The sequence below is a fragment of the Prauserella endophytica genome, assembly GCF_005146945.1.
Lineage (GTDB): Bacteria > Actinomycetota > Actinomycetes > Mycobacteriales > Pseudonocardiaceae > Prauserella_A > Prauserella_A endophytica.
Genome location: NZ_SWMS01000052.1, coordinates 1 through 25,783 on the forward strand (window position 1 = coordinate 1; position 25,783 = coordinate 25,783).

The window sequence follows — 25,783 nt, forward strand, 5'->3', positions numbered from 1 at the left end:
TCAAAGACACCTGTCCACGACACGAAATACCAGGTCAACGGCAAGATTCGGAAATCGAAGTCGAGATAACGGCGGTCATGGACGACCTCCGCAAGGAGGCCACCACGGGCAAGCCGAAGCCTGGCCAGGCGCCGCGGCGGGGCGAGGTGACCCTCTCCGGCGGCGACAACTTCCTCGCCGGACCCGAGTTCTCGGCGAGCCTCGAGAACGGCGTGCCGTTCTACGACGCGCTCGCGGTGGACGGCATCGGCTACGACGTCAGCGCGATCGGCAACCACGAGTTCGACTTCGGGCCCGACGTGTTCGGCCAGTTCATCGAGAGCTTCGGCGGTTCACTCGACTTCGTCAGCGCCAACCTGGACGTCTCCGGCGAGCCCGCGCTCGACGCGTACGCGCAGGACGGGACGATCGTGCGCAGCAAGGTCCTTCGCTCCTCGGGCCAGCGCATCGGCGTGATCGGGCTGACCACGCCGGAGCTGCCCGCGATCTCCAGCCCCCGCGACGTCGAGGTGAGCGGTGACCTCGCCGGGATCACGAACGGCCTCGCCGCCGACTTCGCCAGGCGGGGCATCGACAAGGTCATTCTCGTGAGCCACCTGCAGGACATCGACAACGAGCTGGCCCTCGTGCCGCAGCTGTCGGGCGTCGACGCGGTGGTGGGCGCGGGCGGCGGCGAGATCCTCGCGGGGCCCGAGGACCGGCTGATCCCCGGTGACGTCGCCGAGCGGGGCTTCCCGCTGTACGCGAACGACAAGACCGGCCGGTCGGTGCCCGTGGTGACCACGACGGGCGACTACAAGTACATCGGCAGGCTGGTGCTCAACTTCAACCGGCGCGGCGAGGTCGTCGGCGTCGACGAGCAGCAGAGCGGCCCGGTGCGCGTGTCCGGCGTCGGCCCCGACGCGGTGGCGGGCGACCCGCGCGTGCGCGCCGAGGTGGAGAAGCCGGTCGCGGAGCACGTGGAGTCACTGGCCGAGACGGTGGTGGCCAACACCGAGGTGCCGCTCAACGGCGTCCGCAACGACGTGCGCTCGCGGGAGACCAACCTCGGGAACCTCGTGGCCGACAGCCTGCGCTGGGCCGGTCAGCAGCGCGCAGCGGAGTACGGCGTGACGCCCCCGCAGGTGGGCATCCAGAACGGCGGCGGCATCCGCAACGACTCGAGGTTGCCCGCCGGGGACATCACGGCGCTGAACACCTACGAGGTAGCGCCGTTCGCGAACTTCGTGGCCGTGGTGCCCGACGTGCCGCGGGCGGTGTTCCGCCAGCTCCTCGAGCGCGGTGTCGCCGCGGCACCGGGCGCCGCTGGCCAGTTCATGCAGGTGTCCGGGGTGTCGTTCACCTACGACGTCACGCGCACGGCGCAGGTGGTGCGGGAGGGCACCAACACGATCGTCACGCCAGGCGACCGGGTGCGCGACGTCGTGCTGGAGGACGGCACGGTGATCGTGCGGGACGGCGTGGTGGTGGACGGTCCGCCCGTCTCGATCGCCACGAACGACTTCTCCGCCCGCGGCGGCGACGGCTACTCGTTCGAGGGTCTGCCGTTCACGCCGGTCGGTATGACGTACCAGCAGGCGCTGCAGGCCTACCTGACCGACGGCCTCGGCGGCGCGGTCACCTCGGCGCAGTATCCGGTGGGCGGCACGGGCCGGATCGTCGCTCTGTAGCTCACGCGGTGAAGGCCACCCGCTGTGTGTTCAAGCACGCAGTCAGGGTGGCCTTCCCCGCTGTCAGGATGCAGGATGAGGAAGTGAGCTGAGCGCCCGCTTAGTCGTCGTCGTGCAAAGGAGTACGCACCATGCCCGAAGCCGTGATCGTCTCTGTCGCCCGCTCGCCCATCGGCAGGGCCGGCAAGGGTTCGCTGGTGGACCTGCGGCCCGACGACCTCGCCACGCAGATGGTGCGGGCCGCGCTGGACAAGGTCCCGCAGCTCGACCCCGCCGACATCGACGACCTGATGCTCGGCTGCGGCCTGCCCGGCGGTGAGTCCGGGTTCAACATGGGCCGCGTCGTGGCCGTGCAGCTCGGCTACGACCACCTCCCCGGCTGCACCATCACCCGCTACTGCTCGTCGAGCCTGCAGACCACGCGCATGGCGCTGCACGCCATCAAGGCAGGCGAGGGCGACGTGTTCATCTCCGCGGGCGTGGAGACCGTGTCGCGCTTCGCGAAGGGCAGCTCCGACTCGTGGCCCGACACGCACAACCCGCTCTTCGCCGACGCCGAGGCGCGCACCGCGAAGGTCGCCGAGCAGGGTTCCGACACCTGGTCCGATCCGCGCGAGAACGGCGACGTCCCGGACGTCTACATCGCGATGGGCCAGACCGCCGAGAACCTGGCGCGGCTCAAGGGCGTCACGCGCGAGGAGATGGACGAGTTCGGCGTGCGCTCGCAGAACCTCGCCGAGAAGGCCATCGCCGACGGCTTCTGGGCCAAGGACATCACGCCGGTGACACTGCCGGACGGCACGGTCGTGGCGAAGGACGACGGGCCGCGTCCCGGCGTGACGCTGGAGGGCGTGGCCGGCCTCAAGCCGGTGTTCCGGCCGGACGGCCGCGTCACCGCGGGCAACTGCTGCCCGCTCAACGACGGCGCCGCCGCGGTGGTGATCATGAGCGACACGAAGGCGAAGGAGCTTGGTGTCACGCCGCTGGCCCGCATCGTGTCCACGGGCGTCTCCGGGCTGTCGCCGGAGATCATGGGCTACGGCCCGGTCGAGGCCTCCAGGCAGGCGCTCGCGAGGGCGGGGCTGAGCATCGGCGACATCGACCTCGTCGAGATCAACGAGGCGTTCGCCGCTCAGGTGATCCCGTCCTACCGCGACCTCGGCATCGACATCGAGCGGCTGAACGTGAACGGCGGCGCGATCGCGGTCGGCCACCCCTTCGGGATGACCGGTGCTCGGATCACGTCGACGTTGATCAACTCACTGCAGCACCACGACAAGCAGTTCGGCCTCGAGACGATGTGCGTCGGCGGCGGCCAGGGCATGGCGATGGTGCTCGAGCGGCTGAACTAGACGGTCTTGGGCTGTGCCAGGCAGACCACGGTGGGCGGTCGCGTGTAGACCGCTCCCGTGGCCGCCTCGGTGCCCGAGCACGCCTTCGCCGGGTCCGTCTGTCCCTCGACGACCTTGACGACCTGTATCTCGGCGGACGGGTCCGTGCAGGGCACCCGCGCGTAGCCCTTCGTGCTCGAGGTCACGTTGGCCCAGCACTCGCCGTTCTTCGCGTTGAGCATGAGGCAGAGCTTGGTGTCCTCGGTGGCGAGGTAGTCGTAGTCGCCCTGCGGGCAGCTCTCCCCGCCGTCGCTCAGCCGCACGGCCACCTTGACATTGGCCGACGGATCACCGCAGTCGACCTTCTCCGGGTCCTCCTGCGCCGTCGTGGAGAACTCGGGAACGCTGAGGCATTCGCCTTCCTCGGCGGTCCAGCCGCCCAGCGGAAGGTTCCGGACCAACGCGCCGAGCCCGAGCAGCACCAGCACGGCGGCGGGCACGCCGATGCGGAGCCAGAGCCCGCGCCTCTTCCGCGGGGGTGGCGGTTCGCCGAACGGGGCGGGTGGGAGCGGCGTGCTGCCGTAGGCCCCCGGCTGCTGGCCGTACCCCGGCTGGCCCGGCGGCGGGTACTGCCCGTACCCGGGCTGCTGCGGATACTGCGGCGGCTGACCGGGCTGCCGCGGGTACGGCTGGCCCGGTTGCTGCGGATACTGCGGTGGCTGGCCGTACGCCGGGGGCCGCCCCTGGGGCGGCGGGGCGTAGGGGTTGGGCCTGCCCGGATCCGGCTGGCCAGGGTAGGGCGGAACCGTCACCGGGCACCTCACTGCGGACACGTGAACTGGACGGATCCATCTAACACGGCGTGATCACCACGGCCACGATCAGGTGACAAAAACGAGGGGCGCCCGGCCGATCCGGCCGGGCGCCCCTTCGTCCAGGAGCCGAGTCCGCGCTATTCGCTCTGCAGGTACGAGAGCAGCCGCAGGATCTCGAGGTACAGCCACACGAGCGTGGTCATCAGACCGAAGGCGACGTACCACGCGAACTTGGCGGGAACGCCCTCGCGGATCGCCCTGTCGGCCATGTCGAAGTCCAGCAGGAAGCTGAACGCCGCGATGCCGATGCAGACGAGGCTGAAGATGATCGCGAGTGTGCCGCCGTCACGGAGGCCCATGTTCACGCCGAACAGCCCGAGCACCAGGTTGGCGAGCATGAGCACGAGCACGCCGCCCAGCGCGCCGATGATCCACTTGGTGAGCTTCGGCGTGACCTTGACGGCGCCGGTCTTGTAGACCACCAGCATCACCACGAACACGGCCGCGGTGCCCAGAACCGCCTGCAGGGCGATGCCAGGGAACATGAGCTCGAAGACGCCGGTGATCGCACCGAGGAACACGCCCTCGGCCGCCGAGTAGGCGAGCGTCATGGGGGCGCTGGCGATCTGCTTGAAGATGATGATCAGCGACAGCACGAGGCCGACCAGCATGCCGCCGATCATGGCGCCCATGATCGGGCCCATCGCGTCGGCAGCGGCCTGGCCCTGCGCCCAGATCGCGGTGACGATGCCGACGAGCAGGGTGACCCCCAGGCTCGCGCCGGTCTTCATCACCACGTCGTCGACGGTCATCGGGCGGTCGGCGGACCCCGCAGGGGCCTGCGGCGTGCCGTAACCGGGCACACCGCCCTGCGGCTGGTTGAAGCCGGCGTACGGTCCAGCTGCCGCGGTGCTCGTCGGCAGGTTTCGGAACGCCGGGTTGCTTGAGGTTCGCACCTGATCCTCCTGGATCTCCTGGCACTTGCATTGGGCTTAACGACCGCGTGCGCCGGCCGGTTCCCGTAGGTCAGTAAAGGCGACTTTACCCACAATCGAGATCGTGCCGCGTGCACACACCGTAAATGTTCTGTGCCTTTTACCGTCCGGCGACGTCCACCGCTCGGCCGATTGCCCTGCTCACCCGTTTCGGGACATTCTCACCAGCAGTGTCCCGATCTTGCCCGAAGGCGTGTCGGGATGGATCACACAAAGGGGGAACTGGTGGGTTCGACGACACGCCGGGCTACCGTCGTGCGCCTGTTGATCGCGTGCGCGCTGGCCGCGTTGTCACTGGTCGTCGTGGCGCCGGCCGCGTCGGCGGCCGTCGAGGAGGGCGCGGGCCACCGGACCACGCCTGGGCAGTCCTGGGGCGGCCGCGACCGCGCCTACGACTGGGTCGGCTCCTACCGGGTCGGCGGCAAGCAGGTGTTCTGCGTGTCGTTCGCGCTGAAGGCGCCCGACAGCGGCGAGGTGTACCGGCCAGGCGACGAGCTGCTGACGAAGTGGGGCGAGAAGCTCTCCCCCGAGGTCGCGGCCAACATCTCCTACCTGCTGCTGCGCTACGGCGACACGCGGAGCGCCGACGAGGCCGCCGCGCTCGCGCACCTGCTGCACTCGTGGACCGCGGCGCCGCGCTCGCCCGCCGACCTCGACCCGGACAAGCCGTTCACCGAGATCGGCTACGACATCGACCTGCAGTACGGCAAGCTCCCCGCGAGCGCGCAGCAGGCCGTGGAGCGCCTGCGCGCCGACGCCGAGGCCAACCGGGGCCCGTGGACGGCCGCGGTCACCGCGCCGGAGGAGGCGCAGACCATCGGCACGCCCGGCGAGTGGACGATCAGCGTCACCAACGCGGCCGGCAAGGGCGTCCCAGGGGTGCCGGTGGCGCTGACCCTCGCCGACGCCGAGGTCGACGGCGAGCAGACCGTCACCACCGGCGAGGACGGCACCGCCACGCTGCAGGTGGTGCCCACCGGCGAGAACCCGAAGGTCGCCGGCGCGCTCTCGGCCCCGGCCGAGCGGCCGTACGTGCAGGACCCGGTCACCACCGACACCCAGCGCGTGGTCTCCACCGGCGGCGAGCAGGAGCTGACCGCCGAGGCCACCACGCAGGCCGTCACGCCGCCCGGCGTCGTGCGGGTCGCGAAGGTCGACGCCGCAACGGACAAGGGCATCGCAGGCGTCCCGCTACGGATCACGGCCGCAGACAAGACCTCACCCGCGCTCGGGCAGGACGACCAGCCGCTCGTCGGCGAGGACGGCAAGCCCGCCGTCGTCACCACCGAGGGCGAGGACGGCCTGGTGACGGTGGAGAACCTGCGCACGCCGCAGGAGATCTGCGTGATCGAGGTGAGCCCGCCGAGCGGCTACGACGACGCGTTCGACCCCGCCGACCCGCCATCGGCGTGCGGCACGGTGCAACCAGGCGAGACGCTCGTCCTGACGATCGAGAACGTCGCCGACCAGATACCCCGCACCATCCCCGCCGGTGAGCAACCGACGACGGTCGCCCAGAGCGCCACCACCACGAGCACCCCGGTTGGCGCGCTCGCCGGGATGGGCGTGCTCGCGGTCATGGTGTCCGGGCTCGTCGGCCTTGTCGCCAGAAGGCGGTTCACCCGGGACTGATGACGAACTCGAAACGCGGCAGGGGCAGGTGGGCCAAGGCCTACCTGCTGGGAGCGGGCACGGTGCTCGCCGCCGAGCTGGCCGTGGTCGGCGTGGTGCTGCTGCCGCCGACGGTCGCGGTGGCGGGCAGCCCGCAACCGGTCGCCGTGCCGCAAGCTCGTGAGCAGGCGGCACCGGAGACCACCACGGCGACGCCGGAGCCCACCACGGCGGCCCCGGAGCCCGAACCGGCGCCGCCTCCTGCCCCGAGGCCGGAACCCCCGCCACCGCCCACACAGGACCGTCCGGTCGCGAGCGGCCAGCGTCCCGGCACCATCCAGCTGCCCCAGGGCGGCACGGCCGAGCTCGTGCGCAGGGAGGTCGGCCCCGACGCGGTGCTGCCCGTGCCGGACGACCTGGACGAGGCCACCTGGTGGGGCGCCGGACTCGACGCGCCGAGCGGCGCGAGCGTATTCGCGGGACACGTCAACTGGAACGGGCGGACGGGCCCGTTCTCCGAGCTGTGGGAGATCGGCGTCGGCGACGAGGTGACCGTCAGCGACACCGGAGGAAAGGTGTGGCGCTACCGCGTCGCCCAGATCGTCACGCTGCACAAGGACGAGCTGCCCGCCCGCGCCACGGAGCTGTTCAGCCAGAGCGGCGGGCACCGGATCGTGCTGGTCACCTGCGGTGGACGCTGGCTCGGCGGAAACACCGGATATGCCGAGAACCGGGTCGTCATCGCGGAACCCGCCTGACACAATGCGCCAATGGCGACGTATCTGGTGACCGGCGCGACGGGATTGATCGGGCGTCACTTCACGCGGCTGCTGCTCGGCAGGGACGACACCGAGCACGTCACGTTGCTCGTGCGCGAGACCTCGCGGGAGCGCCTCGCCGACCTCGTGCAGCAGTGGCCGCATCCGGAGAAGGTGTCGCTGGTCACCGGCGACCTCGCCGCCGAGGGGCTCGGTGTCGGGGAGGGCGAGCGCGACCGGCTGCGCGGCAACGTCAGCCACCTCGTGCACCTGGCCGCGCTGTACGACCTCACCGCCGACGACGACGCCAGCGTCAGGGCCAACGTCGACGGCACCCGGCACGTCATCGAGCTCGCCGCCGACCTGCGCGCCGGATGCCTGCACCACGTCTCCTCCGTCGCAGTCGCCGGTGACTATGCCGGCGTGTTCACCGAAGACATGTTCGACGTGGGCCAGCGCCTGCTCACGCCGTACCACCGCACGAAGTTCGAGGCGGAACGGCTCGTGCGCGAACAACACGACGTGCCGTGGCGCGTCTACCGGCCCGCGATCGTCGTCGGGCATACCGAGACCGGCGAGATGGACAAGATCGACGGCCCGTACTACCTGTTCAGCGCCATCAACCGGCTGACGTCGCTGCCGAACCTGCCGGTGGTGGGCCCCGACATCGGCGACACCAACATCGTGCCGGTGGACTACGTCGCCAGGGCGCTGCTGGAACTCGTCGCCAAGGACGGCCTCGACGGTCGCGCCTTCCACCTCGTCAACCCCGAGCCGCAGCCGGTGGTGTCGGTCTACAACGCCTTCGCCCGCGCGGCCGGCGCGCCCACGGTCAACGTCGAGCTCGACGAGCGGATCTCCCGCGGTGTGGTCGGCCTGGTGAGGCTCTCCGAGCACGTGCCGGGCGTGACGATCGCGCGCAACGCCGTGCTCGGACGCCTCGGCATCCCGCCGGTGCTGCTGGAAAACCTCACCTTCCCGTCCGTGTTCTCGTCGGCCGCCACTCGCAGGGAGCTGGCCGGGTCCGGTGTGGACGTTCCCCCGCTGCAGAGCTACGCGCCCGCGCTGTGGCGGTACTGGCGCGAGCACCTCGACCCGTTCCGCGCGCGCAAACACGGCCCCCGCGGCGAGCTGGACGGCCGCCGGATCGTGATAACCGGTGCGTCGTCGGGTATCGGGCGGGCGACCGCGCTCCAGGTGGCGGCCGAGGGCGGGGTCCCGCTGCTCGTCGCCCGGCGCAGGCCCGAGCTGGAGGAGCTGCGCGACGAGATCGTCGCCGCGGGCGGGCAGGCGTCGGTGTACCCGGCCGACCTGACCGACGAGGAGTCGGTGAACAAGGCCGTCGAGGCGATGCTCGCCGACCACGGGCGAGTGGACATGCTGGTGAACAACGCCGGCCGGTCGATCCGCCGCTCCGTGAGGCTTTCCTACGACCGCTTCCACGACTTCGAGCGCGCGATGGCCATCAACTACTTCGGCGCCGTGCGGCTGATCCTCGCCCTGCTGCCGCACATGGCCGAACGGAAGTTCGGGCACATCGTCAACGTCTCGTCGATCGGGGTACAGGGCATCGCGCCGCGGTTCTCCGCGTACGTCGCCTCGAAGGCCGCGCTCGACTACTTCAGCAAGATCGTGGCGACCGAGACGCACGGTGACGGCATCACGTTCACGACCATCCACATGCCGCTCGTGCGCACGCCGATGATCCGCCCGACGAAGATCTACGACGCGTTCCCGACGAAATCCCCCGAGCAGGCGGCGAGAATGGTCGTGCGGGCGCTGAAGGAGCGACCGAAGCACATCGGCTCCCCCGAGGGTTACCTGATCCAGGCCGCGTACGCCGTGGCGCCGAACCTGGTGAACGCCGTCGCGTACGAGGGCTACCGCGTGTTCCCCGACTCCACTGCCGCCGGCGGCACTGGAAAGCTGAACATCGGCAAGGGTGATCGCCACCTGTCGAGGGCGGCGGGCGCGCTCGTCAAGCTCACGCGCGGATTCCACTGGTGACACACCCTCGGTAACCGCTGCCCGCGCGGATACCACGAACTCTCAGGTGGACAGACACCACACCCCTTCTCGGCCTGCCTGATGCCGACGACACCCCGTGCGCGGGTACGGTCGGGGCATGGCTTCCGAGCACGACAACCGCCTGCTGCCGCTCCGGCGCGACTTCACCCAGGCGTGGCACGGGTTCGACCGCACTCAGGTGCTGCAGTACGTCGACCATGTCGAAGCGCAGCTGCGGCGGGTACTCGCCGAACGCGACTCGGCGATGGCGCAGTCGAGCACCGTCTCCCGCGAGCTGGAGAACGCCCGGCGGGAGCTGGGCAGGCTCCAGAACCGCGTGGAGGAGCTGAAGAAGCCACCGGAGCGGGTCGAGGATCTCGACGAGCGCATGCAGCGCACGGTCCAGCTCGCCAACACGCGCGCCGAGGAGATCGTCGCCCGCGCGGAGGCGGCCGCGGAGAAGAACTGGGCGGAGAGCAGCGACGTCGCGAACAAGCTGCACGAGCGCTACATGAAGCTCGTGGAGACGCTCGACAGCCACGCGAAGGCGCTGCAGGAGGAGCACGAGGAGGCGCTGGCCGCCACCAAGGCCGAGGTCGAGGCGCTGACCACCAAGGCGGCGAGGCGGCGCGAGCAGCTCGACGCCGAGGCCGAGCGCAAGCGGCGCAACATCGAGCGCGAGTTCGACGCGAAAATGAGCGCGGAGCGGACGGCTCTGGAGAAGCACATCGCCGACCAGAAAACGGCGAGCAAGAACGCGGCGGAGCGGCGAATCGCGGAGGCGACGGCCGAGGCCAAGCGCCTCGTCGACGAGGCGACGGCGAAGGCCAAGCGCCTGCTCGAGGAGGCCACCTCCGAGGCCGACCGGCGCACCACGGAGGCCAACGAGACCGTCGAGCGGCTCACCAAGATCCGCGAGGAGGCCCGCGCGCGGCTCCGGGAGGCCGACGAGGTGCTCCAGCGCGGTGAGTCGGCGCTCGTGCCGGTGCACGACGAGGACAGCGAGCTGGCCGATGTGCCGCCGAAGGACGGCAAGCGGGACAAGCCGCGGCCCACGCCCAGCGGCGACCGCCAGACGACCTACTCGGCCTACGCCACCAAGCCCAGGCCCTGAGGCGCGCCCTCACCCGCAGCCGGGCGGCCCCTTCAAGCGGCCCCTGCAGCTGGCCCCGCAGTGAAGGCCACCTTGCCTGCGCCCAACGCAGTGAAGGTGGCCCTCACTGCAACCGGGCGACCCCCTCCAACCACCCCAACCCGCTCCCTGCAGTGAAGGCCACCTTGCCTGCGCCCAACGCAGTGAAGGTGGCCCTCACTGCAACCGGGCGACCCCCTCCAACCACCCCAACCCGGCCCCTGCAGTGAAGGCCACCCTGCCTGCGCCCAACGCAGTGAAGGTGGCCCTCACTGCAACCGGGCCGCCCCCTCCAACCACCCCAACCCGCTCCCCGCTGTGAAGGCCACCTTGCCTGCGTCGACCAGGCACAGCGGCGCGAAGCGCCTCCGCTTGGGTGGCGGCGGGAGACGGGTGGGCGCAGTGAAGGTGGCCCTCACTGCAACCGGGCGACCCCCTCCAACCACCCCAACCCGGCCCCCGCAGTGAAGGCCACCTTGCCTGCGTCGACCAGGCACAGCGGCGCGAAGCGCCTCCGCTTGGGTGGCGGCGGGAGACGGGTGGGCGCAGTGAAGGTGGCCTTCACTGCAGTCGGTTGGTCTCCTCCAGTTGCGCCGCCAGGCCCAGGAGGGTCGCCTCGCCGCCCGGGGCGGCCACCAGCTGCACGCCGATCGGCAGACCGTCGGCGAACTGCCCCGCGGGTACCGACATGGCGGGGAAGCCGGCCAGGTTCCACAGCCCCGCGAAGCCGGCGAGCCGGATCGACGGCGCCGCGTTGGCCAGGCACGACCGTTCGTGCCAGCGTCGCGCCTTCGGCGGCCTCGCCGCGAGGGTGGGCGTGACCAGCACGTCGTGGTCGGCGAAGAACGCCTCCGCGCGCCGCGTCCACTCCCGCGCGCTGTCCTCGCGGACGAGCCCGGCCCTGCGCACGGCGTTGCCGATCCGCACGTGCGTACGGGTACGGCGCTGCAGCAAGGCCGAGTCGACGCCGAGGTCGTCCGCCTGCTCGGCGGGGCCCGCGAACCAGCGTGTGAGCAGGCCCAGCGCCGCGGCTCCGTAGGCGGGCGTCGCGGCGACCACCCGGTGCCCGGCCGCCCCGAGGCGCGCCCCCGCACGCCGCACGGCCTCCCGCATCGGGCCCGGCACCGGGGCGTGCGTGAGCGGCACCTGCGTCGACACGGCGACGCGCAGCCTGCCCGGGTCGCGCGGCGTACGCAGGCCGGGGCGTTCGGCGAGCACGCCGAGCAGCAGAGCGGCGTCGGCCGCGGTCGTGGCGATCGCGCCGTGTGCGGACATCCCGAACCACTGCGGGTCGCTGGACTCGGCCACCACGCCCCTGCCCGGCTTTATGCCGACCAGGCCGCACATCGCGGACGGGAGCCGGATCGAGCCGAGGCCGTCGGTGCCGTGCGCGAGCGGCACCAGCCCCGCCGCCACCGCGGCCGCGCTGCCTCCCGACGACCCACCGGCCACATAGGACGGTTGTCGCGGGTTGCGGGCGATCCCCTCCGGGGTGTCGGTCATGGGCCAGATACACAGCTCGGGCACGCGCGTGAGGCCCACGATCACGGCACCGGCCGCCCGCAGCCGGGCGACGACCTCGTGGTCGGCGCTCGCCGGGGCGTGGTCGGTGGCGCGCGAACCCCATTCGACGCTCTCGCCCTCGACGCTCACGACGTCCTTGACCGCCACGGGAACCCCCGCCAGCGGCAGCTCGCGCAGGTCGGGGCGGTCCCGCAGGGCCTTGGCCTCGGCGAGCGCCTCGGCGGCACGGACACTGCGGAAGGCGCCGACGGCGCCGTCGGAGGCCTTGATCCGGCTCAGCGCGTCCTCGGTGGGGCGCACGGGGTCCAGCTTGCTCGCTCGCACTGCCGCGGCGATGTCCACGGCGCCAGAAGTCACCATCAGGTGACCTTACGCGAGCTCTCCAGGTTCTCGGCCAGGTTGTCGAGCGTGCGGGCCTGCGCGACGTAGTCCATCGAGCTGAACTCCCACGGGAACACCTGCCCGGCCTTTGCCGCGGGCGTCGCGGCGAACGTCGGTTGCTTCAGCATGTCCTCGCCGCTCATCGCGCGCAGCGAGTACAGCACCACGTCGACGGGGTGGTCGGCGATGTTCTCCCAGCTCACCTGCTGCCAGAAATACTCGGAGCCGCCGGGGTCGGGATACTTCACCCCGAGCTCGGTGTAGCTGCGCAGGGCGGGGTCGTCCTTCGCCTTGGCGATGTAGATGCCGTCGCCCTGGTAGGCGGCGACGGCCATGACCGAGAGCCCCGACTTCGCGGCGTTCTCCAGCCGCGTGCGGGCGGCCTCGTAGTCCTCGCGTGGTCCCTTCAGCTTCTGGTCGGTGACGCCGATCGACTTCGCGAACTCGACGGTGCGGTCCACGACGGCCGCCGCCGAGCCCTTCATGGCCAGTGCGACGATCGGAGCGATCTCGCCGACGAGCTTCTGCTGCTGGAGGTCTTTGAAGCCGAACAGCGGCTTCGACGGGTCGAGCTTGCCCGACGAGTCCACGGGGTAGGCGTGGGTCAGGATCAGGTCGGGGGCCAGGTTGGCGAGCTTCTCCAGATTGATCTCGCCGTGGGTGGTGCCGAGCTCGGTGACCTTGGAGAGGTCCTTGCCCTTGAAGTTGACGTCGTCGGCGAGGCCGGTCTGACCGAACGAGCCCACCGGCGTGATGCCGTAGTTCCACAGCGACGCGATGGCGTCGTTCAACCCGGCGATCGTGGTGGGCCTGGCGTCGAGTTCCACCGTGGCGCCGGTGTCGTCGGTGAAGGACCAGGCGCCGGAGCCGGACGCGGCGGAGCCGCCACGGCCACAGGCGGCGAGCAGGCCGGAGGCCGCTACCGCCGCGGCGCCGCCGAGCAGGCTCCGGCGGGAGAGAGTGGAAACCATGCCGGTCAACTTAGCCAAGCCTAAGCTCAGCGGGAAGCAAGTGTGAGCTATGCCGACGCGGTTTCGCCGGAACGTTCCGGACCCGCCCACCGGCACAGCAGCAGGCACACGTCGTCGTCGTGGTCGCTGCCACCGAGCATCACCTTCAGCACGTGCTCGGTCCGCTCCTCCAGCCGCGCCGCCTCGCACGTGGTGAACGCGCCCGCGAGCCGCTCCATGCCCGCGTCGATGTCGCTGGAGCGTCGCTCGATGAGCCCGTCGGTGTAGAGCACCACCGACGAGCCGGGCGACAGCGCGCGCTCGTGCTCGGGGATGTCGTACGGGATGTTGATCCCGAGCATCGGCCCGTGGTCGACGTCGAGGAACTCCACCTCGCCGGTCGGCGCCTGCACCAGCGGCGGCGGATGGCCCGCGCTCGCCCACCGCATGACGCCGGTGCCGAGCTCAACCTCGGCCACGACGGCGGTCGCGAACAACGTGCCCGGCTCTCCGCGAAGCAGGTCGTGCACGAGCCGCAGGGACGCCGCGGGACCGTGGCCCTCGATCGCGTAGGCCCTCAGCACGTTCTGCAGCTTGCCCATCACCACCGCGGCGTCGAGCCCGTGCCCGGTGACGTCGCCGACCGTGAGCACCACCTTGCCGTCCGGCCGGTGGAACGCGTCGTACCAGTCGCCGCCGACGTGCACGCCACGCGTGGCGGAGCGGTACCGAGCGACGATGTCGAGCTCGTCGTAGGAGGCGAGTGCGGGCAGCATCGCGCGCTGGAGCCGTTCGGCGAGCTCGTGCTCACGCTCGTACTCGTTGGCGTTGCGCAGGCCCACGGCGGCGCGGTTCGCGACGGCCTTGGCGAGCGTGATGTCGTCGTGGACGAACGGGGCGGACTCGCGGTGCAGGTCGAAGATGCCGAGCACGTGCGGGCCCGCGGTGAGCGGCACGCTGACGCGGTGGTCGCCGTCCTGGACGGGTTTGTGCGAGACGAGGGCCCTTCGGGTGGTCACGTCGGGTTTGCGGTGCGGGTCGGCGGGACAGGCGAGGCCGTCGCCCGCCGCCGTCCACACTCGGGTGCGATCGGCCAGGCCGTTGCTGCGGACGAGCGACGCGACCTCGTCCAGCATCTCCACGCTGTCCAGCGAGGTCGCCGACGCGCGGCTGACGTCGTCGAGGAACGCGGTCCGCTGGCGTTGCCGGTCGATCTCTGCGTGCAGGGCGAGCAGGCCCGCGTTGGTCTGCTCGAGCTCCGACTGGTGCCAGCTCAGCTCGCCCCGCTGCTCGCGGATGACGGCGGTGAGCGCCTCGAGCACGTCACCGATGGGGCTGCCCGGTTCGATGGCGGCGAGCTCGGCCGTGATCGTCTCCCAGGCGCGGGGCGGCAGGTTGCGCGCGCTGAGCACGCGCTCCACCTCGGCCTTGAGCTCGTTGGTGAGGCGAGGGTCCGCGGTCACGAAGCCTCACCTCCCGCGATGGCCAGCACGCAGGCGTCGTCGCGCCGCCGGATGTGCTGCCCCAGCAGCCAGCCCGCCACCGTGGCGGGATCGTGGCCGAGGAGGCCGGGCCATTCGGCGGCGTTCCATCGTTCGGACACTCCGTCGGTGTGCATGATCAGCCAGCTGTCGGCGGACCACGGTCGGACCAGCGGATTCGCCCGCCGTCCCCGCCGCTGCCTCCTTCCCACTATGCCCGGAACAGAGACCAGTGTCTCCCGGGTCTCACCCGGCCCGAACAGGCGCGCGGTGACATTGCCGACCCCGGAGAAGGACAGTGTGCCGCGTGCGAGATCGAGTTGCACGAGCGCGACGGTGGAGCCGCGTGCCGCGGCGGGGTCCTCGTCCATCGCGGCGAGCAGCACGGGCAGCGAGGCGGCCGGGTCGGCCGTGACATGACCGATCGCCGCCGCGCTGGCCGCGGCTGCGGCCGGCCCGTGGCCGAGCCCGTCGGTGAGGGCGATCGTCACGAGCCCGTCGGCGTCCACCGCGGTCCAGCCGTCGCCGCTGACCGACTCACCGGGTGCGGCGAAGAGCACACTCCCCACGCGCACGCCGCGCCAGCGGGGCGCGCCGATCAGCCAGCGCGCCAGCACGGCGGTGCCCGCGCCGAGGCGCGAGTAGACGTCGAACTCGTCGGCGAGCCGCCGCACCGCGCCGAGCCCCGTACCCATCGAGCCGGTGGTGGAGAACCCGTCCCGCATGCTCTCGTCCACACTGCGCAGCCCGGGGCCCCGGTCGGTGGCGATCAGGTCGAGGCCCAGCGGGCCGTGGGTGATCGCGAACAGTCCGTCCTGCGCGTACTTGAGCAGGTTGGTCGCCAGCTCGGACGCGGCGATGGCGATCCGGTCGACGGTCGCGGCCGGCAGTTCCTCGTCGCGCGCCGCCGTGGTCGCGAGCGAGCGTGCCTGTCCCACGTGCGCCGGCTCGGCGACCGGCAGGACGAGGCCGCTCATCCTCGGGCCGGCTTACGGGCCCGGAACCCCACCGAGACCGTTGTGCCCTCCCCCGGCGCCGTGCGCAGGTCGAACTCGTCGGCGAGCCTGCGCGCACCGCTGAGCCCGAGGCCGAGCCCACCCGCGCTGCTGTACCCGTCGGTGAGCGCGAGTTCGACGTCCGCGATGCCGGGACCGTTGTCGGTGAACACGAGCCGCAGCGTGGTGGTGCCGTCGTCGGCCTTCTCCAGATCGATCTTGGCCTCGCCACCGTGGCCGTGGACCCGCGTGTTGCGCGCGAGCTCGCTCGCCGCCGTCACGAGCTTGGTCTGCTCGACGAGGGAGAAGCCGATCGAGACGGCCACCTCCCGGACGGCCTGGCGAACGTGAACGATGTCGATCTCCTCGTTGATCCGCACCTCCTGGACGGTGAGGACGCTCGTCATCGTCGCCTCGCGGAGCCGTTCAGCCTGTCCAACCCGTCCGCCACCGTCAGGGCCGTGCCGAGGCCGGGCAGGGTCAGTCCCAGCTCCACGAGTGTGATCGCCACCTCTGGCCGCATCCCCACGACCACCGTCTCCGCGGCGAGCAGCGCGCTCGCTCCCGCGATGTCGTGCAGGGTCCTGGCGAGAAAGGAGTCGACGAGGTCGAGTCCGGACACGTCGATGAGCACGCCCCTGGCGCTGCTCCTCGCGACGTTGGTGGTGAGCTCCTCCTGCAACGCCATCGCGTCCTCGTCGGTCAGCTCACCCTGGATGGTCACGAGCAGCACGTCCTGCAACTCGACGACGGAAGTCGCGCTCATGGCCGCTACCCCGCACCGCGCTCGTCGGGGCACACGGTGAGCCCGATGACGCGCAGCGCCTGCCCGAAGGCGTCGGCGAGCGTCGCCCGGGTCGCCACCTCACCGAGGTCGATGCCGAGCTGGACCATCGTCTGTGCGATCTGCGGGCGAATTCCGCTGATGATGCACTCCGCGCCCATCAGCCGCGCCGCCACCGCGGTCTTGAGCAGGTGCTGCGCGACGAGCGTGTCCACCGCCGTGACGCCGGTGATGTCGAGGATCGCCACCCGCGCCTGCTGCGCGACGATCTGCTCGAGCAGGCTCTCGGTCGCGATCTGGCCACGCGTGCTGTCGAGGGTGCCGATGAGCGGGATGGCGAGGATGCCGTCCCACAGCTTGATCACGGGGGTCGACAGCTCGGTGAGCTGCGCCCGCTGCGCGAGGATGGTCTCCGTGCCCGCCGAAAGCTCGATCTCCAGCAACGCGATGCGCAGCGTGTTGAGCACGTTGGACAGCACCAGGTCGCCGCTGTGCACGATGTCCTCGGGCAGATCCTGTTCGCGCCACAACCGCAGCAGCGGGCCCTTCAGCACGGTGACGTCGGGGCGGTCGCTTCCGGAGGGACCGCCCGCGGAACGGGCGGCGAGCGAGGCGAGCACGGGGCGCACGGTCGCGAGACCGCCTGCGGAGGGGTCCTCTTCGCCGCCGGTCTCGATCACGTGCCTGAGCCCCGTGAGCAGTTCAGCACATTCCTCGGCGGCATCGGCGGGGCGCCGGGCGGTGAACACGGGCGTCGTGGCCCACGCGCGTTCGATGTCGGACCGGTTTTCCTTCAGGAACTGGGCCACCCTGTCACGGATGTTCTGGCCGGTACCGGCGGTCATGCCCCACGTCCTCCATCGCGCCTTGAGCCACTTCTCGTTGTGCTGAGGATTCGCTTACCTCCTGGCAAACTTAGGGCACAGCATGACCCACCTCCAGGGGAGGTACAAACCCAGGCGCCAGCGAAGCGCGCTCGACCAGGAGTGATCTGACGATGACCAACGGCAGCGAGGGAAACGGCGCCACCGCGAACCCGACGGTGGTGCATGCCGAGCTCGTCAGTGACGGCGAGGGTCACATCGCGCTCAGCGGTGAGATCGACCACGGCGTCGCGCCTCAACTCGATGCCGCTCTCGAGTCGCTCTTCTCGGCCGGGGCGGGCAGGCTCGTGGTGGACTTCGCCCGCCTTTCGTTCTTCGACTCGGCGTGCATCAGTGCGCTGGTGCGCGCCCATTCGAAGGTGACCGAGCGCGGCGGGACGGTCAGGCTGGTCAACGTCGACCGCTACGCCCACCGGGTGCTGCAGATCGCCGGCCTCGTTCCGCTCTTCGAGATCGAGCAGGCGATCGGCCCCGACGCCGAGCCCGATGACTGAGCGGACGGGGCGACGACCACCTGACACATTGCTGCTGGACCTGCGGCTTCGTGCCGATCCGAACGCGGCTTCCGAGGCCAGGCACGCCACCGAGCGCGCACTCGGGCCAATCGACCGGGCGGTGCGCGAAAGCGTGCTGCTGATCGTCACGGAGCTCGTCACCAACGCCGTCCTCCACGCGCGCTCCGCCAGCTCGTTGCGTGTGCTCGCCGGGGCAGGCCGCGTGCGGGTGGAAGTCGCCGACCGCGCACCCGAGCGACCGGTGGTGCGCAGTCCCTCACCGCGGCAGCCGCACGGCCGCGGGATGCTGCTGGTCTCCGCGATGGCGGACGAGTGGGGTGTGCGGCCGACGGACGAGGGCAAGATCGTGTGGGCCGAACTCCGCCCCTGACGTCGTCCAATCTGGTAGTAGTGCCTGGTCAGGGTGAGTCATCCGGGGAGTGGGTCGGCGTGGAGCTTCGCGAGGTCGAGGTGTTCCTGGCATTGGCCGAGGAACTGCACTTCGGCCGTGCCGCCACCCGGTTGCGTCTGACGCAGGGCCGCGTCAGCCAGACCATCCGCGCGCTGGAGAACGAGATCGGCGGGGCGCTGTTCGAGCGCACCAACCGGCAGGTGAGCCTCACCCCGCTGGGCGCCCGGTTCCGGGTCGGCGCGCAACGAGGTTACGAGGAGTTGCACCGCGCCCTGCGGGACTGCCGGGCCGCGGCCCGCAACATCACCAGCCAGCTGCGCGTCGGTTACCTGCCCAGCATGGGCAACGACGTGGTCACCCGTATCGTCGGCGCCTTCGAGCAGCGGCACCCCGAATGTCACGTCTACCTGCACACCCTGCACCTGCGGCACAGCCTCGACCCCGAGCCCGCACTGCTGGCGGGCGAGACGGACATCGCGCTGTGCTGGTCGCCAGGCGGTGACGGCCGCGCGCTGGAAACGCCGAGGCTCGTGGTCGGTCCCGTGCTCGAACAGGTGCCGAGGGCGGTGCTCGCGCCTGACGATCATCCGCTGGCGAAGCGCAGCAGCGTCACCCTCGACGACCTCGCCGACCACGTGCTGATCAACCCGTCCAAGTCGGCCCCGGTGCAGCAGCGCGAGCTGTGGAGCCCGCCCGTGACCCCGTCAGGGCGGCCACTGCGGCACACCGGCGAGGACATCGTCGGCCTGACCAACCGGGCCGAGCTGACCGCCGACGACGTGCTGACGCTCGTCGCCCGCGGGCATGGCCTGCACCTCACTGTCGCGACCCTGCTCGAGCACATACCGTTCCGTGGTCTCACGCTGATCCCGGTCACGGACCTGCCGCCGATGGCGCTGGTTCCGGTCTGGGCGGCCAGCACTGAGAACGCCACCTTCCGCGCGTTCGCGCAGGCCGCGGCCGAGGCGGCGAAAGCGATGCAGCGCCAACAGAAAACCGAACATTAGCTAGGCTAATCGTTCTATTAGTAAACACTCATTGATCGGCCGCCGAAGCCTCCGGCAGACTCAATCCGCCGCTGGATGGAACAACCGCGGCGTTGTGTCGCTCCTGCAGACTCGGGTCGGCAGTCGCTCGACTGGGGGTGCGGCTGCCGGCCCGTCACCGCACGGGTCCGCAGCCGCTTTTCTTTCGGCCTCCCCGATCACCCGGTGACGCCGCTTCGACCGGATCCTGAAGCGCCGCAACGGTTTTGTCGGCCAGCGCGAGCGCGAGGACGCCGCCGGACACCGTGGCGAACGCCGCGGGCGTCGTACCCGCCACCAGCCCGCCACGGAAGTTGCCGAGGTCCGGCGCGGCGGCACCTCGCTCGTGCTCCAGCGGGCTCACCCGGCCCCGGCGGGAGTCCGGCGTCGCGAGCCGCCCGTCAGCTCCCGCGCCTGTGCGAGTACGGCGATGAGGGCGAGCTGACCGCCCACAGTGGACAGGCCGGCGCCGATCCAGCGCCTCCGGAACGCGGCTGAGCCGCAGCGGGCGGAGGTCGCGAGCCTCACTCGCCGTGGGCGAGCCGCCGCACGATGCGGTCGTGGAAGGACCGCCGCCCGAGTGCGGCTTCGATATCCCGGACGACCCTGGTCATCGCGTAGGGCAGCTCCGCCTCCAGCTCCGCGACCGCGTCCTCGGTGGCCCGCCACTCGGCCTCCAGGAAGGGCACCAGCTCGCGGGCGCGATCGGTGAGTGTCACCTCGCGGGTGCGCGCGTCGGCCCCGGGGCTGCTGGTGACCAGGCCCTCGCGGCGCATCGCGCTCACGGTCTGGCTCATGGCCGAATGCGTGACGCCCAGCGACTTCGCCAGCTCGCGGATGGTCATGGGCCCACGCCGGCTCAGCCGGATCAGCGGCATCGTGAACCTCGGCCGTACCCCGACGACACCGCGCTCGTCGTAGAGCTTGGCGATGTCGTCGTCCATCGCGTTCAGCAACCGGCGCAGCGGATCCCACTGGCTCCGCTCAGTGGGGTCCGCGCCTTCGCCCGCGCTGTGCTCGGCGGTCGTCATGCCACTGATTGTAACAGCGCTTATATAGCTATCCGATCACCCGATCCGTCCACTCGCTCTCGTCGAGACCGAGCAACGTGACGCGGTCCAGCAGGCCCTGTACCCCGCCGATCGGGCCGAGGTCGGCGGCCGCGGGCCGGTCGACCGTGACGCACACCTGCAGCTCGTTCCCGGTCTTGCAGACGGGGTTGCCGAACCCGGGCGGCGCCCCGCCCTCGGGCTTCACGTGGAAGGCCACGTTGGCGCCGTTGACGGTGTAGAACAGCTGGACCTGCCACGGAAGGCCGTCGTTCAGCTCGGGCCTGCAAGACGTCGTGACGTCACCGAGGCGGAAGTTGTCCGGCAGGGCACTGATGTGCAGCGGCAACGGCACCGCACGGTTCCCGACCGTCACATCCGCGGCCACCCTGAGCAATGCCTGCCGGGGGTCGCGGTAGTCGAGGTAGTAGGCGTAGATCTCCGCCCATCGCCCATCGCCGGTCGGCCAGCGCAGCCACGTGTCTCCGCCGTTCAGCGGGTCCCCTGGGTCGACGGTGACCCAGTAGCCGTCCTGCGTGCCCACCCTGACGGGAATGCGGACCGGGTCGCCGCCCAGGTCGCCTCGCCGGTCGAGCGGTGGCTCCTCGTCGTGGACAGCGAGCCAGATCATCGCCGGGAACTCCCCCTGCCCGACTCCGCCAGCGCGTAGTCGCCGTGCGCCCCCACCCCGTACTCGACGCCGGTGATCACCTCCGGCAACCAGCCGAACGACGCCTTGGCAACCAACGGATTGTGCTGCCGATCGACCATCCCTGTCGCCTCCTGCTCGTCAGGACCGAGCGCCGCGGGAATCGCCAGGCCGGCCGCGAGCACCACGGCGGCGCACCCCGCGACGACCGAGTAGGCGCGAAGCCGCCGCTTCCGCCTACCCTTCCGCCTCGCGCCGTCGATGTCGAGCGCCATCCGCGGCGCGGGAGTCTCGGCCAGCCAGTCCATGGAGTCCCGGGCCCGCGATGAACCCGTCGAGGGAAATCGTTACGTGGAGCGGCGACTACAAGACGGCTTCCAGCGGTTGGTCGCTACCGCGCCAGGTGGCTGCCAGCTCCTGCACCGGCAGGTTGAGCGCCTCGCCGAGGCAGATGATCGTGCCGAACCCGGGAGAGGGCAGCCGCCCGGTCTCGATCTTGCGGAGGGTTTCCGGTGAGATGCCCGCCGCGTGCGCGACCTCCGCCAGGTCGCGTCCCGCTCGCGCGTGGCGCAGCAGTGCGCCGAGACGCCTGCCTGCTTCGATCTGCTCGGGTGTGAGCGGTTGGCGGACCATGCCCCCAGAATAGAGTTGGTATTACTATACCGACAAGTGTTAGGGTGGCGGTATAATAATACCAACACTCTGTGACGCGAGGTATTCGTGATTGAACTGAAGACGCCTGCGGAGATCCAACGCATGCACGTGGCGGGCCGTTTCGTCGCCGAGGTGCTCTCCGAGGTCGGCAGGCTCGCCGACGTTGGCGTCAACCTCCTGGACCTGGAGCACCACGTGCGCGGCATGATCAAACGACGTGGGGCGGAATCGTGCTACTGGGACTACGCTCCGTCCTTCGGCAAGGGTCCGTTCCGCAATGTCATCTGCCTGTCGGTCAACGACGCCGTCCTGCACGGCCTGCCGCACGACTACACGCTGCGCGACGGGGACGTGCTCAGCGCGGATCTCGCGGTCAGCATCGATGGCTGGGTGGCCGACTCGGCGCGCACGGTCGTCGTCGGGACTGCCGCCGAGGAGGACCTTCGGATCGTCCGTGCCACCGAGGAGGCGTTGGAGGCGGCGATCAAGGTGGCGCATCCGGGCAACCGCCTTGGCGACATCTCGGCGGCGATCTGGGCGGTGGCCTGCGACTACGGCTATCCGGTGAACACCGAGTTCGGTGGTCACGGCATCGGCCGCACCATGCACGAGGAACTACACGTCTCCAACAAGGGCCGGGCAGGCCGCGGCCTGAAGCTCCGGCCGGGTCTGACCCTCGCGCTCGAGCCCTGGTTTGCCCGCACGACCGACCAGATCATCTATGACGCCGACGGCTGGACCATCCGGTCGGCCGACGGCTCGCGCACGGCCCACTCCGAGCACACGATCGCCATCACCGAGGACGCGCCCTTGGTACTCACCCGGCGTGAATCGGAGGTTCCCGTGACGAGGGTCGATTCCGCCGGTCGTCCATCCACAAGAGACGCTTAGGTGAAGGCAGTCGGTCTTGGACCCTCCACGGAAGCCGACCCTCCCGGGGAGGCGACCTCCCAGTAGCAGGCGCTACCGAAGCCGATCCGCCCATTGTGGACGGACGGGGCGAAGCGGTCGGTTCACCGATCGGAGTGCGATCGCGACGCCCAGAGCACCAAGACCAGTGTGTGGGACCTCCGCCGATGAGGTCGTGCTCGAATCGGCGCGGCAGAGTTGCGCACCCAAGACCTGTTGCGACTAGGGCGTGTCTCCGATCCTAGGGAATCTGCTTGCCTCGCCGAACCCGGCCAATCAGCATCGTCACCTGAATCCTTTCGGTGAACGGCAGATGTGGCTCAAGTACGTGGCAAAGTCGCTCGGCGAAGTGTGGGCGTTGTTCCGGGGAGGGGAGGCGGTTCACAGGTAACGCTGAATAGACGCCACCGACGATCTGGTCGGCGCTGAGCTCGTCGATGTAGTCGACGCTAGTGACGGTTACGTCGTAACCTGCCGCGGTCAAGCTGTCGCGATATTGCCGCTGGCTGGCTTCATCAGTACCACAGGTGCCGGTCAGTTTGCTGCCCAGCCAGTCCTCCAGATACCCACGCAGAACCCGAGACCAGGCCGTGTTCTGCAGCCACAACGGTGTTCCGTTGGTTACCACAGCTACCCCACCACCCGGCCGGAGGAAGGGAACCGCCGCGCGGAACAACTCCTCATGGTCCATCCAGTGCAGCGCCTGTCCAATGGTCACTGCACCCAGGCGTCGATCGCCGATCAGAGCTCCAAGCGTGCGAATATCAGTGTCGGTCCCGAGCATCCAGCTCACGTTGACCACTCCACGATCACGCGCGGCGCGCCGGGCGCGTAGCAGCATGTCCGGCTCGGGATCCACGGCAACCACCGACCGCACCCGCTCGGCGACCGGCAGGGTCAGCTGGCCGGTTCCGCACCCGAGGTCCACCACGACGTCGTCGGTCGTCAACCCGAGGGTGCCCGCTAGCGAGTCGATCACGGTCGGCGGATAACCACGCCGAAACCGATGATAGAAGTCGACCACGTCACCACGAAAACCCAAGTCCATAGCCGAAGTGTGCTTACCGGATCCTGACTGCGACAGCGGTTCGGCTCACAGCGTGAAAGCTCGACCAGCGGGACGAAACTTGCCACCGCTGCCGCCCCAACACCCGACCACACCGGTCCGCGGCAGAAAAGTGGACTGGACGTTTTCACGACTCACACACAGTGAGCTCGGTGGTCATCCCGCCAACCGCACCGCGGCTACTTCCGGCCATCCCGGAGCCTGCCCGTCCGGCGAGGACATGCGCTTCTTCTTGTTCAGCTCACCGGCTCCCCGGCCTGCCTCGGCCCGGCCGACGCGCGGGGACCGGCGCCAGCCGCACGCCCCGCGCAGGCTCGGCCGGGAGCAGGAGGCCCGCCGGGGCCGCCTTGACTCTGCGGGCAATTCGAACTCCGGGGATGAACCGGGAAATGGTCTCGGATGCCCTGTCCCAGGTCGCTGACCTCCCTGAACGTTACCCGCCATGAGCTGGTCGGATAACGGATGCAAACGAGCACCGTACGCCGCAATCCGTGGTCATCTACCGTCGATTGCGGGGCGTAAGTGGGGCGGTTGATCTTGGAGCTGGCTCGCTGTTTGGGAGGAGACATGGCCGTCAGGGCGCGCTCGAACCAGCCTCTTGCACCGTACACTGTCGGCATGAGCGCCGACCGTGACGAACTGTTGCGCCTAGTCCAGGAACTGCCGGACGAACAGGTCCGGCAGGCGCTGTCCGACGTGCGCAAACACCTGCGACCAGCCAGCGAGCGCCCCTGGCCGCCCGCCTTCTTCTCCAGCGCACCCGGCGACGGCATCAGCATCGCCGAACAGGCCGATGAGCTACTTCGTGAAGGATTCGGCCGGTAACGTCGCGTGATCATCTGCGACACAGCGCCCCTCGTTGCCGCCGCGCTCTACAAGGATCCCGATCATCACCAGTGCATCGAGCTATTTACCGGTCTCCGACTGGCGAATCGCCGCATGCTGCTACCCGCGCCGATCGTCGCCGAGGTCGGCTACCTGCTGGCGGTCAAGGCTGGCCCACAGATCGAGGCGAACTTCCTCCGGGCGTTGGCCAACGAGGACTTCGAGGTAGTCGCGCTGACGACCGCCGACTTCGACCGCATGGCAGAGCTGGTTGAACGCTACGCAGACATGCCGCTAGGAACCAGCGACGCCTCCGTCATCGCCCTCGCGGAGCGCTTAAACGTCGCCGACGTAGCCACACTCGACCGACGCCACTTCACCGTGGTCCGCCCCAACCACGTGCAAGCCCTCACGCTGCTTCCCTGAGCCCCTTCCGGGCCTGGGCGACACGGCAAGGCAGATTTGAACCTGCGCCCCTTGGCCCTATTCGCCGGAATCGCTACCTGCATGGCGAAAGCGGAAGGATCCACTGACGGGCGGGGACGCGCTCGTCCCTGGCTGAACGTTGGATGCGTCGCCGTCCGCACCGCTACAGCCCTGGAACTTCGCGCGTGATCTTTCCTGAGTTGCAGGCCAAGTCCAGCGCAGCGCATGCCCGAACGGCGCGGGCTGCCGTGAGCGGCATCCTGCGTTACGCCGCTCGCCACGGTGCGATCACGGCGAACCCCATCCGAGAAATCGAGCCCATCGAGGACGGCAGCAAGAAGAAGGTGCGCGCGCTGACGCCCGAGGAACGGCGTGCATGGCTGGCCCAGCTCAAACTCGATCCGAACGCCGCTCGGAAGGACCTTCCGGCCCTCACCCGCTTCATGCTGGCGACCGGTGTCCGGATCGGCGAAGCGCTCGCGCTGTACTGGGAAGACGTTTGACCTCGACGCGGCGACGGTCCTGATCAACTGGACTGTCGCGGAGAACCGGCCGGCCGATAGCCCGGTCTTCCCGGACACGCTGGGTGGCCTCCGGGACCCGTCGAACACGCGTCAGGCACTACGTGAGGCTCGGGGTAGCGAGGGGTTCGCCGGGGTGACCTCGCACGTCTTCCGAAAGACAGTGGCCACGATCATGGACGAAGCTCGGGCGCTCCCGGCCGTCGATCACGCAGGATGCTTACCTAGAGCGTAGCGCGGTGTCGTCCGCTGAGGCCGCCGCACTGGAGGACACGCCCCTGTGAGGGTTCAGAAGTTTGTGGGGCGTAAATGGGGCCACTCAATCCTGGTGCCCCATTTCCACAAGCCGTCGGCCAGCGCAGGTGGTGCCCCCGACGGGACTCGAACCCGCACTGAATCGATTTCCGAACGGCACTCGCTGACTCTTGCTGATGC

28 protein-coding genes and 1 pseudogene are annotated in these 25,783 nt (G+C 70.1%); 13 read left to right on the top strand and 16 right to left on the bottom strand.

Going from position 1 to position 25,783, the window contains the following annotated elements; translation table 11 throughout:
- Positions 1–77: 77 nt before the first annotated feature.
- On the top strand, positions 78–1,670 hold the full coding sequence (locus FCN18_RS37725; RefSeq protein WP_228714338.1) for a bifunctional metallophosphatase/5'-nucleotidase: 1,593 nt from the start codon (positions 78–80) through the stop codon (positions 1,668–1,670).
- 131 nt (positions 1,671–1,801) lie between these two features.
- Positions 1,802–3,022, top strand: a complete 1,221-nt coding sequence (locus tag FCN18_RS37730; RefSeq protein ID WP_137097466.1) for an acetyl-CoA C-acetyltransferase — start codon at positions 1,802–1,804, stop codon at positions 3,020–3,022.
- On the opposite strand, the gene FCN18_RS37735 is transcribed toward FCN18_RS37730, so the two are convergent.
- Complete coding sequence (locus tag FCN18_RS37735; RefSeq protein ID WP_137097467.1) at positions 3,019–3,813, bottom strand: LppU/SCO3897 family protein; 795 nt, start codon at positions 3,811–3,813, stop codon at positions 3,019–3,021. The genes FCN18_RS37730 and FCN18_RS37735 overlap by 4 nt on opposite strands.
- Before the next feature lie 140 nt (positions 3,814–3,953).
- Complete coding sequence (locus FCN18_RS37740; protein WP_112270795.1) at positions 3,954–4,772, bottom strand: Bax inhibitor-1/YccA family protein; 819 nt, start codon at positions 4,770–4,772, stop codon at positions 3,954–3,956.
- Positions 4,773–5,036: 264 nt separating this feature from the next.
- Here FCN18_RS37740 and FCN18_RS37745 point away from each other — a divergent pair, with 264 nt between their 5' ends.
- The 4 genes from FCN18_RS37745 to FCN18_RS37760 all read left to right on the top strand — a co-directional run bounded on the left by FCN18_RS37745 (position 5,037) and on the right by FCN18_RS37760 (position 10,301).
- The gene (locus FCN18_RS37745; RefSeq protein WP_228714339.1) at positions 5,037–6,443 is read left to right on the top strand and encodes a collagen binding domain-containing protein; all 1,407 of its coding nucleotides are present in this window, start codon (positions 5,037–5,039) and stop codon (positions 6,441–6,443) included.
- Positions 6,443–7,180, top strand: a complete 738-nt coding sequence (locus FCN18_RS37750) for a class F sortase (RefSeq protein WP_137097469.1) — start codon at positions 6,443–6,445, stop codon at positions 7,178–7,180. Before FCN18_RS37745 ends, FCN18_RS37750 begins: the two co-directional genes overlap by 1 nt.
- 12 nt (positions 7,181–7,192) lie before the next feature.
- Entirely contained in the window at positions 7,193–9,187 is a 1,995-nt protein-coding gene (locus FCN18_RS37755; RefSeq protein ID WP_137097470.1) for an SDR family oxidoreductase, read from the top strand.
- A 118-nt stretch (positions 9,188–9,305) separates the two neighbouring features.
- On the top strand, positions 9,306–10,301 hold the full coding sequence (locus FCN18_RS37760; RefSeq protein ID WP_228714340.1) for a coiled-coil domain-containing protein: 996 nt from the start codon (positions 9,306–9,308) through the stop codon (positions 10,299–10,301).
- Positions 10,302–10,880: 579 nt separating this feature from the next.
- Here the strand turns inward: FCN18_RS37760 and FCN18_RS37765 are convergent.
- The 7 genes from FCN18_RS37765 to FCN18_RS37795 are packed head-to-tail and all read right to left on the bottom strand — an operon-like array spanning position 10,881 to position 17,279.
- The gene (locus FCN18_RS37765) at positions 10,881–12,203 is read right to left on the bottom strand and encodes an amidase family protein (protein ID WP_137097471.1); all 1,323 of its coding nucleotides are present in this window, start codon (positions 12,201–12,203) and stop codon (positions 10,881–10,883) included.
- A complete protein-coding gene (locus tag FCN18_RS37770; RefSeq protein ID WP_137097472.1) occupies positions 12,203–13,195 on the bottom strand; it encodes an ABC transporter substrate-binding protein in 993 nt (330 codons plus the stop codon). The genes FCN18_RS37765 and FCN18_RS37770 overlap by 1 nt, the downstream gene beginning before the upstream one ends.
- Before the next feature lie 47 nt (positions 13,196–13,242).
- Positions 13,243–14,637, bottom strand: coding sequence for a PP2C family protein-serine/threonine phosphatase (locus FCN18_RS37775; protein ID WP_137097473.1), 1,395 nt, complete (start codon positions 14,635–14,637; stop codon positions 13,243–13,245).
- Positions 14,634–15,632 carry an ATP-binding SpoIIE family protein phosphatase gene (locus FCN18_RS37780; RefSeq protein WP_113645015.1) on the bottom strand — a complete coding sequence of 333 codons (999 nt, stop codon included), beginning with the start codon at positions 15,630–15,632 and terminating at the stop codon, positions 14,634–14,636. The genes FCN18_RS37775 and FCN18_RS37780 overlap by 4 nt, the downstream gene beginning before the upstream one ends.
- On the bottom strand, positions 15,629–16,057 hold the full coding sequence (locus tag FCN18_RS37785) for an anti-sigma regulatory factor (RefSeq protein WP_112270771.1): 429 nt from the start codon (positions 16,055–16,057) through the stop codon (positions 15,629–15,631). Before FCN18_RS37785 ends, FCN18_RS37780 begins: the two co-directional genes overlap by 4 nt.
- The gene (locus tag FCN18_RS37790; RefSeq protein WP_110343125.1) at positions 16,054–16,416 is read right to left on the bottom strand and encodes an STAS domain-containing protein; all 363 of its coding nucleotides are present in this window, start codon (positions 16,414–16,416) and stop codon (positions 16,054–16,056) included. The genes FCN18_RS37785 and FCN18_RS37790 overlap by 4 nt, the downstream gene beginning before the upstream one ends.
- Before the next feature lie 5 nt (positions 16,417–16,421).
- A complete protein-coding gene (locus FCN18_RS37795; protein ID WP_137097474.1) occupies positions 16,422–17,279 on the bottom strand; it encodes an STAS domain-containing protein in 858 nt (285 codons plus the stop codon).
- A 152-nt stretch (positions 17,280–17,431) separates the two neighbouring features.
- Here FCN18_RS37795 and FCN18_RS37800 point away from each other — a divergent pair, with 152 nt between their 5' ends.
- From FCN18_RS37800 to FCN18_RS37810, 3 genes are read left to right on the top strand one after another with little or no spacing between them, the layout of a single operon-like run.
- Positions 17,432–17,812, top strand: a complete 381-nt coding sequence (locus FCN18_RS37800; RefSeq protein WP_112270767.1) for an STAS domain-containing protein — start codon at positions 17,432–17,434, stop codon at positions 17,810–17,812.
- Positions 17,805–18,203, top strand: coding sequence for an ATP-binding protein (locus FCN18_RS37805; RefSeq protein WP_137097475.1), 399 nt, complete (start codon positions 17,805–17,807; stop codon positions 18,201–18,203). The genes FCN18_RS37800 and FCN18_RS37805 overlap by 8 nt, the downstream gene beginning before the upstream one ends.
- Before the next feature lie 59 nt (positions 18,204–18,262).
- Positions 18,263–19,231, top strand: coding sequence for a LysR family transcriptional regulator (locus tag FCN18_RS37810; protein WP_158303275.1), 969 nt, complete (start codon positions 18,263–18,265; stop codon positions 19,229–19,231).
- A 154-nt stretch (positions 19,232–19,385) separates the two neighbouring features.
- Here FCN18_RS37810 and FCN18_RS37815 read toward each other — a convergent pair whose 3' ends face one another.
- The 6 genes from FCN18_RS37815 to FCN18_RS37830 are packed head-to-tail and all read right to left on the bottom strand — an operon-like array spanning position 19,386 to position 21,580.
- Positions 19,386–19,613 (bottom strand): hypothetical protein, encoded by a 228-nt coding sequence (locus tag FCN18_RS37815; protein ID WP_137097476.1) that lies wholly within the window; start codon positions 19,611–19,613, stop codon positions 19,386–19,388.
- Positions 19,610–19,777, bottom strand: a complete 168-nt coding sequence (locus FCN18_RS39940; protein WP_206078090.1) for a hypothetical protein — start codon at positions 19,775–19,777, stop codon at positions 19,610–19,612. The genes FCN18_RS37815 and FCN18_RS39940 overlap by 4 nt, the downstream gene beginning before the upstream one ends.
- Positions 19,774–20,280, bottom strand: coding sequence for a MarR family winged helix-turn-helix transcriptional regulator (locus FCN18_RS37820; protein ID WP_137097477.1), 507 nt, complete (start codon positions 20,278–20,280; stop codon positions 19,774–19,776). The genes FCN18_RS39940 and FCN18_RS37820 overlap by 4 nt, the downstream gene beginning before the upstream one ends.
- A gap of 28 nt (positions 20,281–20,308) precedes the next feature.
- Positions 20,309–20,929, bottom strand: coding sequence for a hypothetical protein (locus tag FCN18_RS37825; RefSeq protein ID WP_228714341.1), 621 nt, complete (start codon positions 20,927–20,929; stop codon positions 20,309–20,311).
- A complete protein-coding gene (locus tag FCN18_RS40450) occupies positions 20,926–21,255 on the bottom strand; it encodes a hypothetical protein (RefSeq protein ID WP_228714342.1) in 330 nt (109 codons plus the stop codon). Before FCN18_RS40450 ends, FCN18_RS37825 begins: the two co-directional genes overlap by 4 nt.
- A gap of 55 nt (positions 21,256–21,310) precedes the next feature.
- Entirely contained in the window at positions 21,311–21,580 is a 270-nt protein-coding gene (locus tag FCN18_RS37830; RefSeq protein WP_112270753.1) for a helix-turn-helix domain-containing protein, read from the bottom strand.
- 87 nt (positions 21,581–21,667) lie between these two features.
- Between FCN18_RS37830 and map the strand changes: the two genes are divergently transcribed.
- Complete coding sequence (gene map / locus FCN18_RS37835) at positions 21,668–22,492, top strand: type I methionyl aminopeptidase (protein ID WP_137097478.1); 825 nt, start codon at positions 21,668–21,670, stop codon at positions 22,490–22,492.
- A 259-nt stretch (positions 22,493–22,751) separates the two neighbouring features.
- Here the strand turns inward: map and FCN18_RS37840 are convergent, their stop codons facing one another.
- Complete coding sequence (locus tag FCN18_RS37840; RefSeq protein ID WP_137097479.1) at positions 22,752–23,558, bottom strand: class I SAM-dependent methyltransferase; 807 nt, start codon at positions 23,556–23,558, stop codon at positions 22,752–22,754.
- Between the two features lie 636 nt (positions 23,559–24,194).
- On the opposite strand from FCN18_RS37840, the gene FCN18_RS37845 reads away from it, so the two are divergent.
- From FCN18_RS37845 to FCN18_RS41035, 3 genes and pseudogenes are all read left to right on the top strand, one after another.
- Positions 24,195–24,401, top strand: coding sequence for a hypothetical protein (locus FCN18_RS37845; protein ID WP_137097480.1), 207 nt, complete (start codon positions 24,195–24,197; stop codon positions 24,399–24,401).
- 6 nt (positions 24,402–24,407) lie between these two features.
- Positions 24,408–24,827: a type II toxin-antitoxin system VapC family toxin gene (locus FCN18_RS37850; protein WP_137097481.1), complete on the top strand. Its 420-nt coding sequence runs from the start codon at positions 24,408–24,410 to the stop codon at positions 24,825–24,827.
- A 191-nt stretch (positions 24,828–25,018) separates the two neighbouring features.
- Positions 25,019–25,632 (top strand): annotated as a pseudogene (locus tag FCN18_RS41035) (tyrosine-type recombinase/integrase); the annotation flags it as partial.
- Between the last annotated feature and the right edge of the window lie 151 nt (positions 25,633–25,783).

What these genes read in the sequence shown, in the direction of transcription:
- FCN18_RS37730 (WP_137097466.1), top strand. Translation starts at nt 1,802, where the DNA reads ATGCCCGAAGCCGTGATCGTCTCTGTCGCCCGCTCGCCCATCGGCAGG.
- FCN18_RS37795 (WP_137097474.1), bottom strand. Translation starts at nt 17,279, where the DNA reads ATGACCGCCGGTACCGGCCAGAACATCCGTGACAGGGTGGCCCAGTTC.
- FCN18_RS37765 (WP_137097471.1), bottom strand. Translation starts at nt 12,203, where the DNA reads ATGGTGACTTCTGGCGCCGTGGACATCGCCGCGGCAGTGCGAGCGAGC.
- FCN18_RS37830 (WP_112270753.1), bottom strand. Translation starts at nt 21,580, where the DNA reads ATGGTCCGCCAACCGCTCACACCCGAGCAGATCGAAGCAGGCAGGCGT.
- FCN18_RS37840 (WP_137097479.1), bottom strand. Translation starts at nt 23,558, where the DNA reads ATGGACTTGGGTTTTCGTGGTGACGTGGTCGACTTCTATCATCGGTTT.
- FCN18_RS37725 (WP_228714338.1), top strand. Translation starts at nt 78, where the DNA reads ATGGACGACCTCCGCAAGGAGGCCACCACGGGCAAGCCGAAGCCTGGC.
- FCN18_RS37805 (WP_137097475.1), top strand. Translation starts at nt 17,805, where the DNA reads ATGACTGAGCGGACGGGGCGACGACCACCTGACACATTGCTGCTGGAC.
- FCN18_RS37755 (WP_137097470.1), top strand. Translation starts at nt 7,193, where the DNA reads ATGGCGACGTATCTGGTGACCGGCGCGACGGGATTGATCGGGCGTCAC.
- FCN18_RS37750 (WP_137097469.1), top strand. Translation starts at nt 6,443, where the DNA reads ATGACGAACTCGAAACGCGGCAGGGGCAGGTGGGCCAAGGCCTACCTG.
- FCN18_RS37785 (WP_112270771.1), bottom strand. Translation starts at nt 16,057, where the DNA reads ATGACGAGCGTCCTCACCGTCCAGGAGGTGCGGATCAACGAGGAGATC.
- FCN18_RS37820 (WP_137097477.1), bottom strand. Translation starts at nt 20,280, where the DNA reads ATGACGACCGCCGAGCACAGCGCGGGCGAAGGCGCGGACCCCACTGAG.
- FCN18_RS37760 (WP_228714340.1), top strand. Translation starts at nt 9,306, where the DNA reads ATGGCTTCCGAGCACGACAACCGCCTGCTGCCGCTCCGGCGCGACTTC.
- FCN18_RS37790 (WP_110343125.1), bottom strand. Translation starts at nt 16,416, where the DNA reads ATGAGCGCGACTTCCGTCGTCGAGTTGCAGGACGTGCTGCTCGTGACC.
- FCN18_RS37845 (WP_137097480.1), top strand. Translation starts at nt 24,195, where the DNA reads ATGAGCGCCGACCGTGACGAACTGTTGCGCCTAGTCCAGGAACTGCCG.
- FCN18_RS37780 (WP_113645015.1), bottom strand. Translation starts at nt 15,632, where the DNA reads ATGAGCGGCCTCGTCCTGCCGGTCGCCGAGCCGGCGCACGTGGGACAG.
- FCN18_RS40450 (WP_228714342.1), bottom strand. Translation starts at nt 21,255, where the DNA reads ATGGACTGGCTGGCCGAGACTCCCGCGCCGCGGATGGCGCTCGACATC.
- FCN18_RS37800 (WP_112270767.1), top strand. Translation starts at nt 17,432, where the DNA reads ATGACCAACGGCAGCGAGGGAAACGGCGCCACCGCGAACCCGACGGTG.
- FCN18_RS37770 (WP_137097472.1), bottom strand. Translation starts at nt 13,195, where the DNA reads ATGGTTTCCACTCTCTCCCGCCGGAGCCTGCTCGGCGGCGCCGCGGCG.
- FCN18_RS37825 (WP_228714341.1), bottom strand. Translation starts at nt 20,929, where the DNA reads ATGATCTGGCTCGCTGTCCACGACGAGGAGCCACCGCTCGACCGGCGA.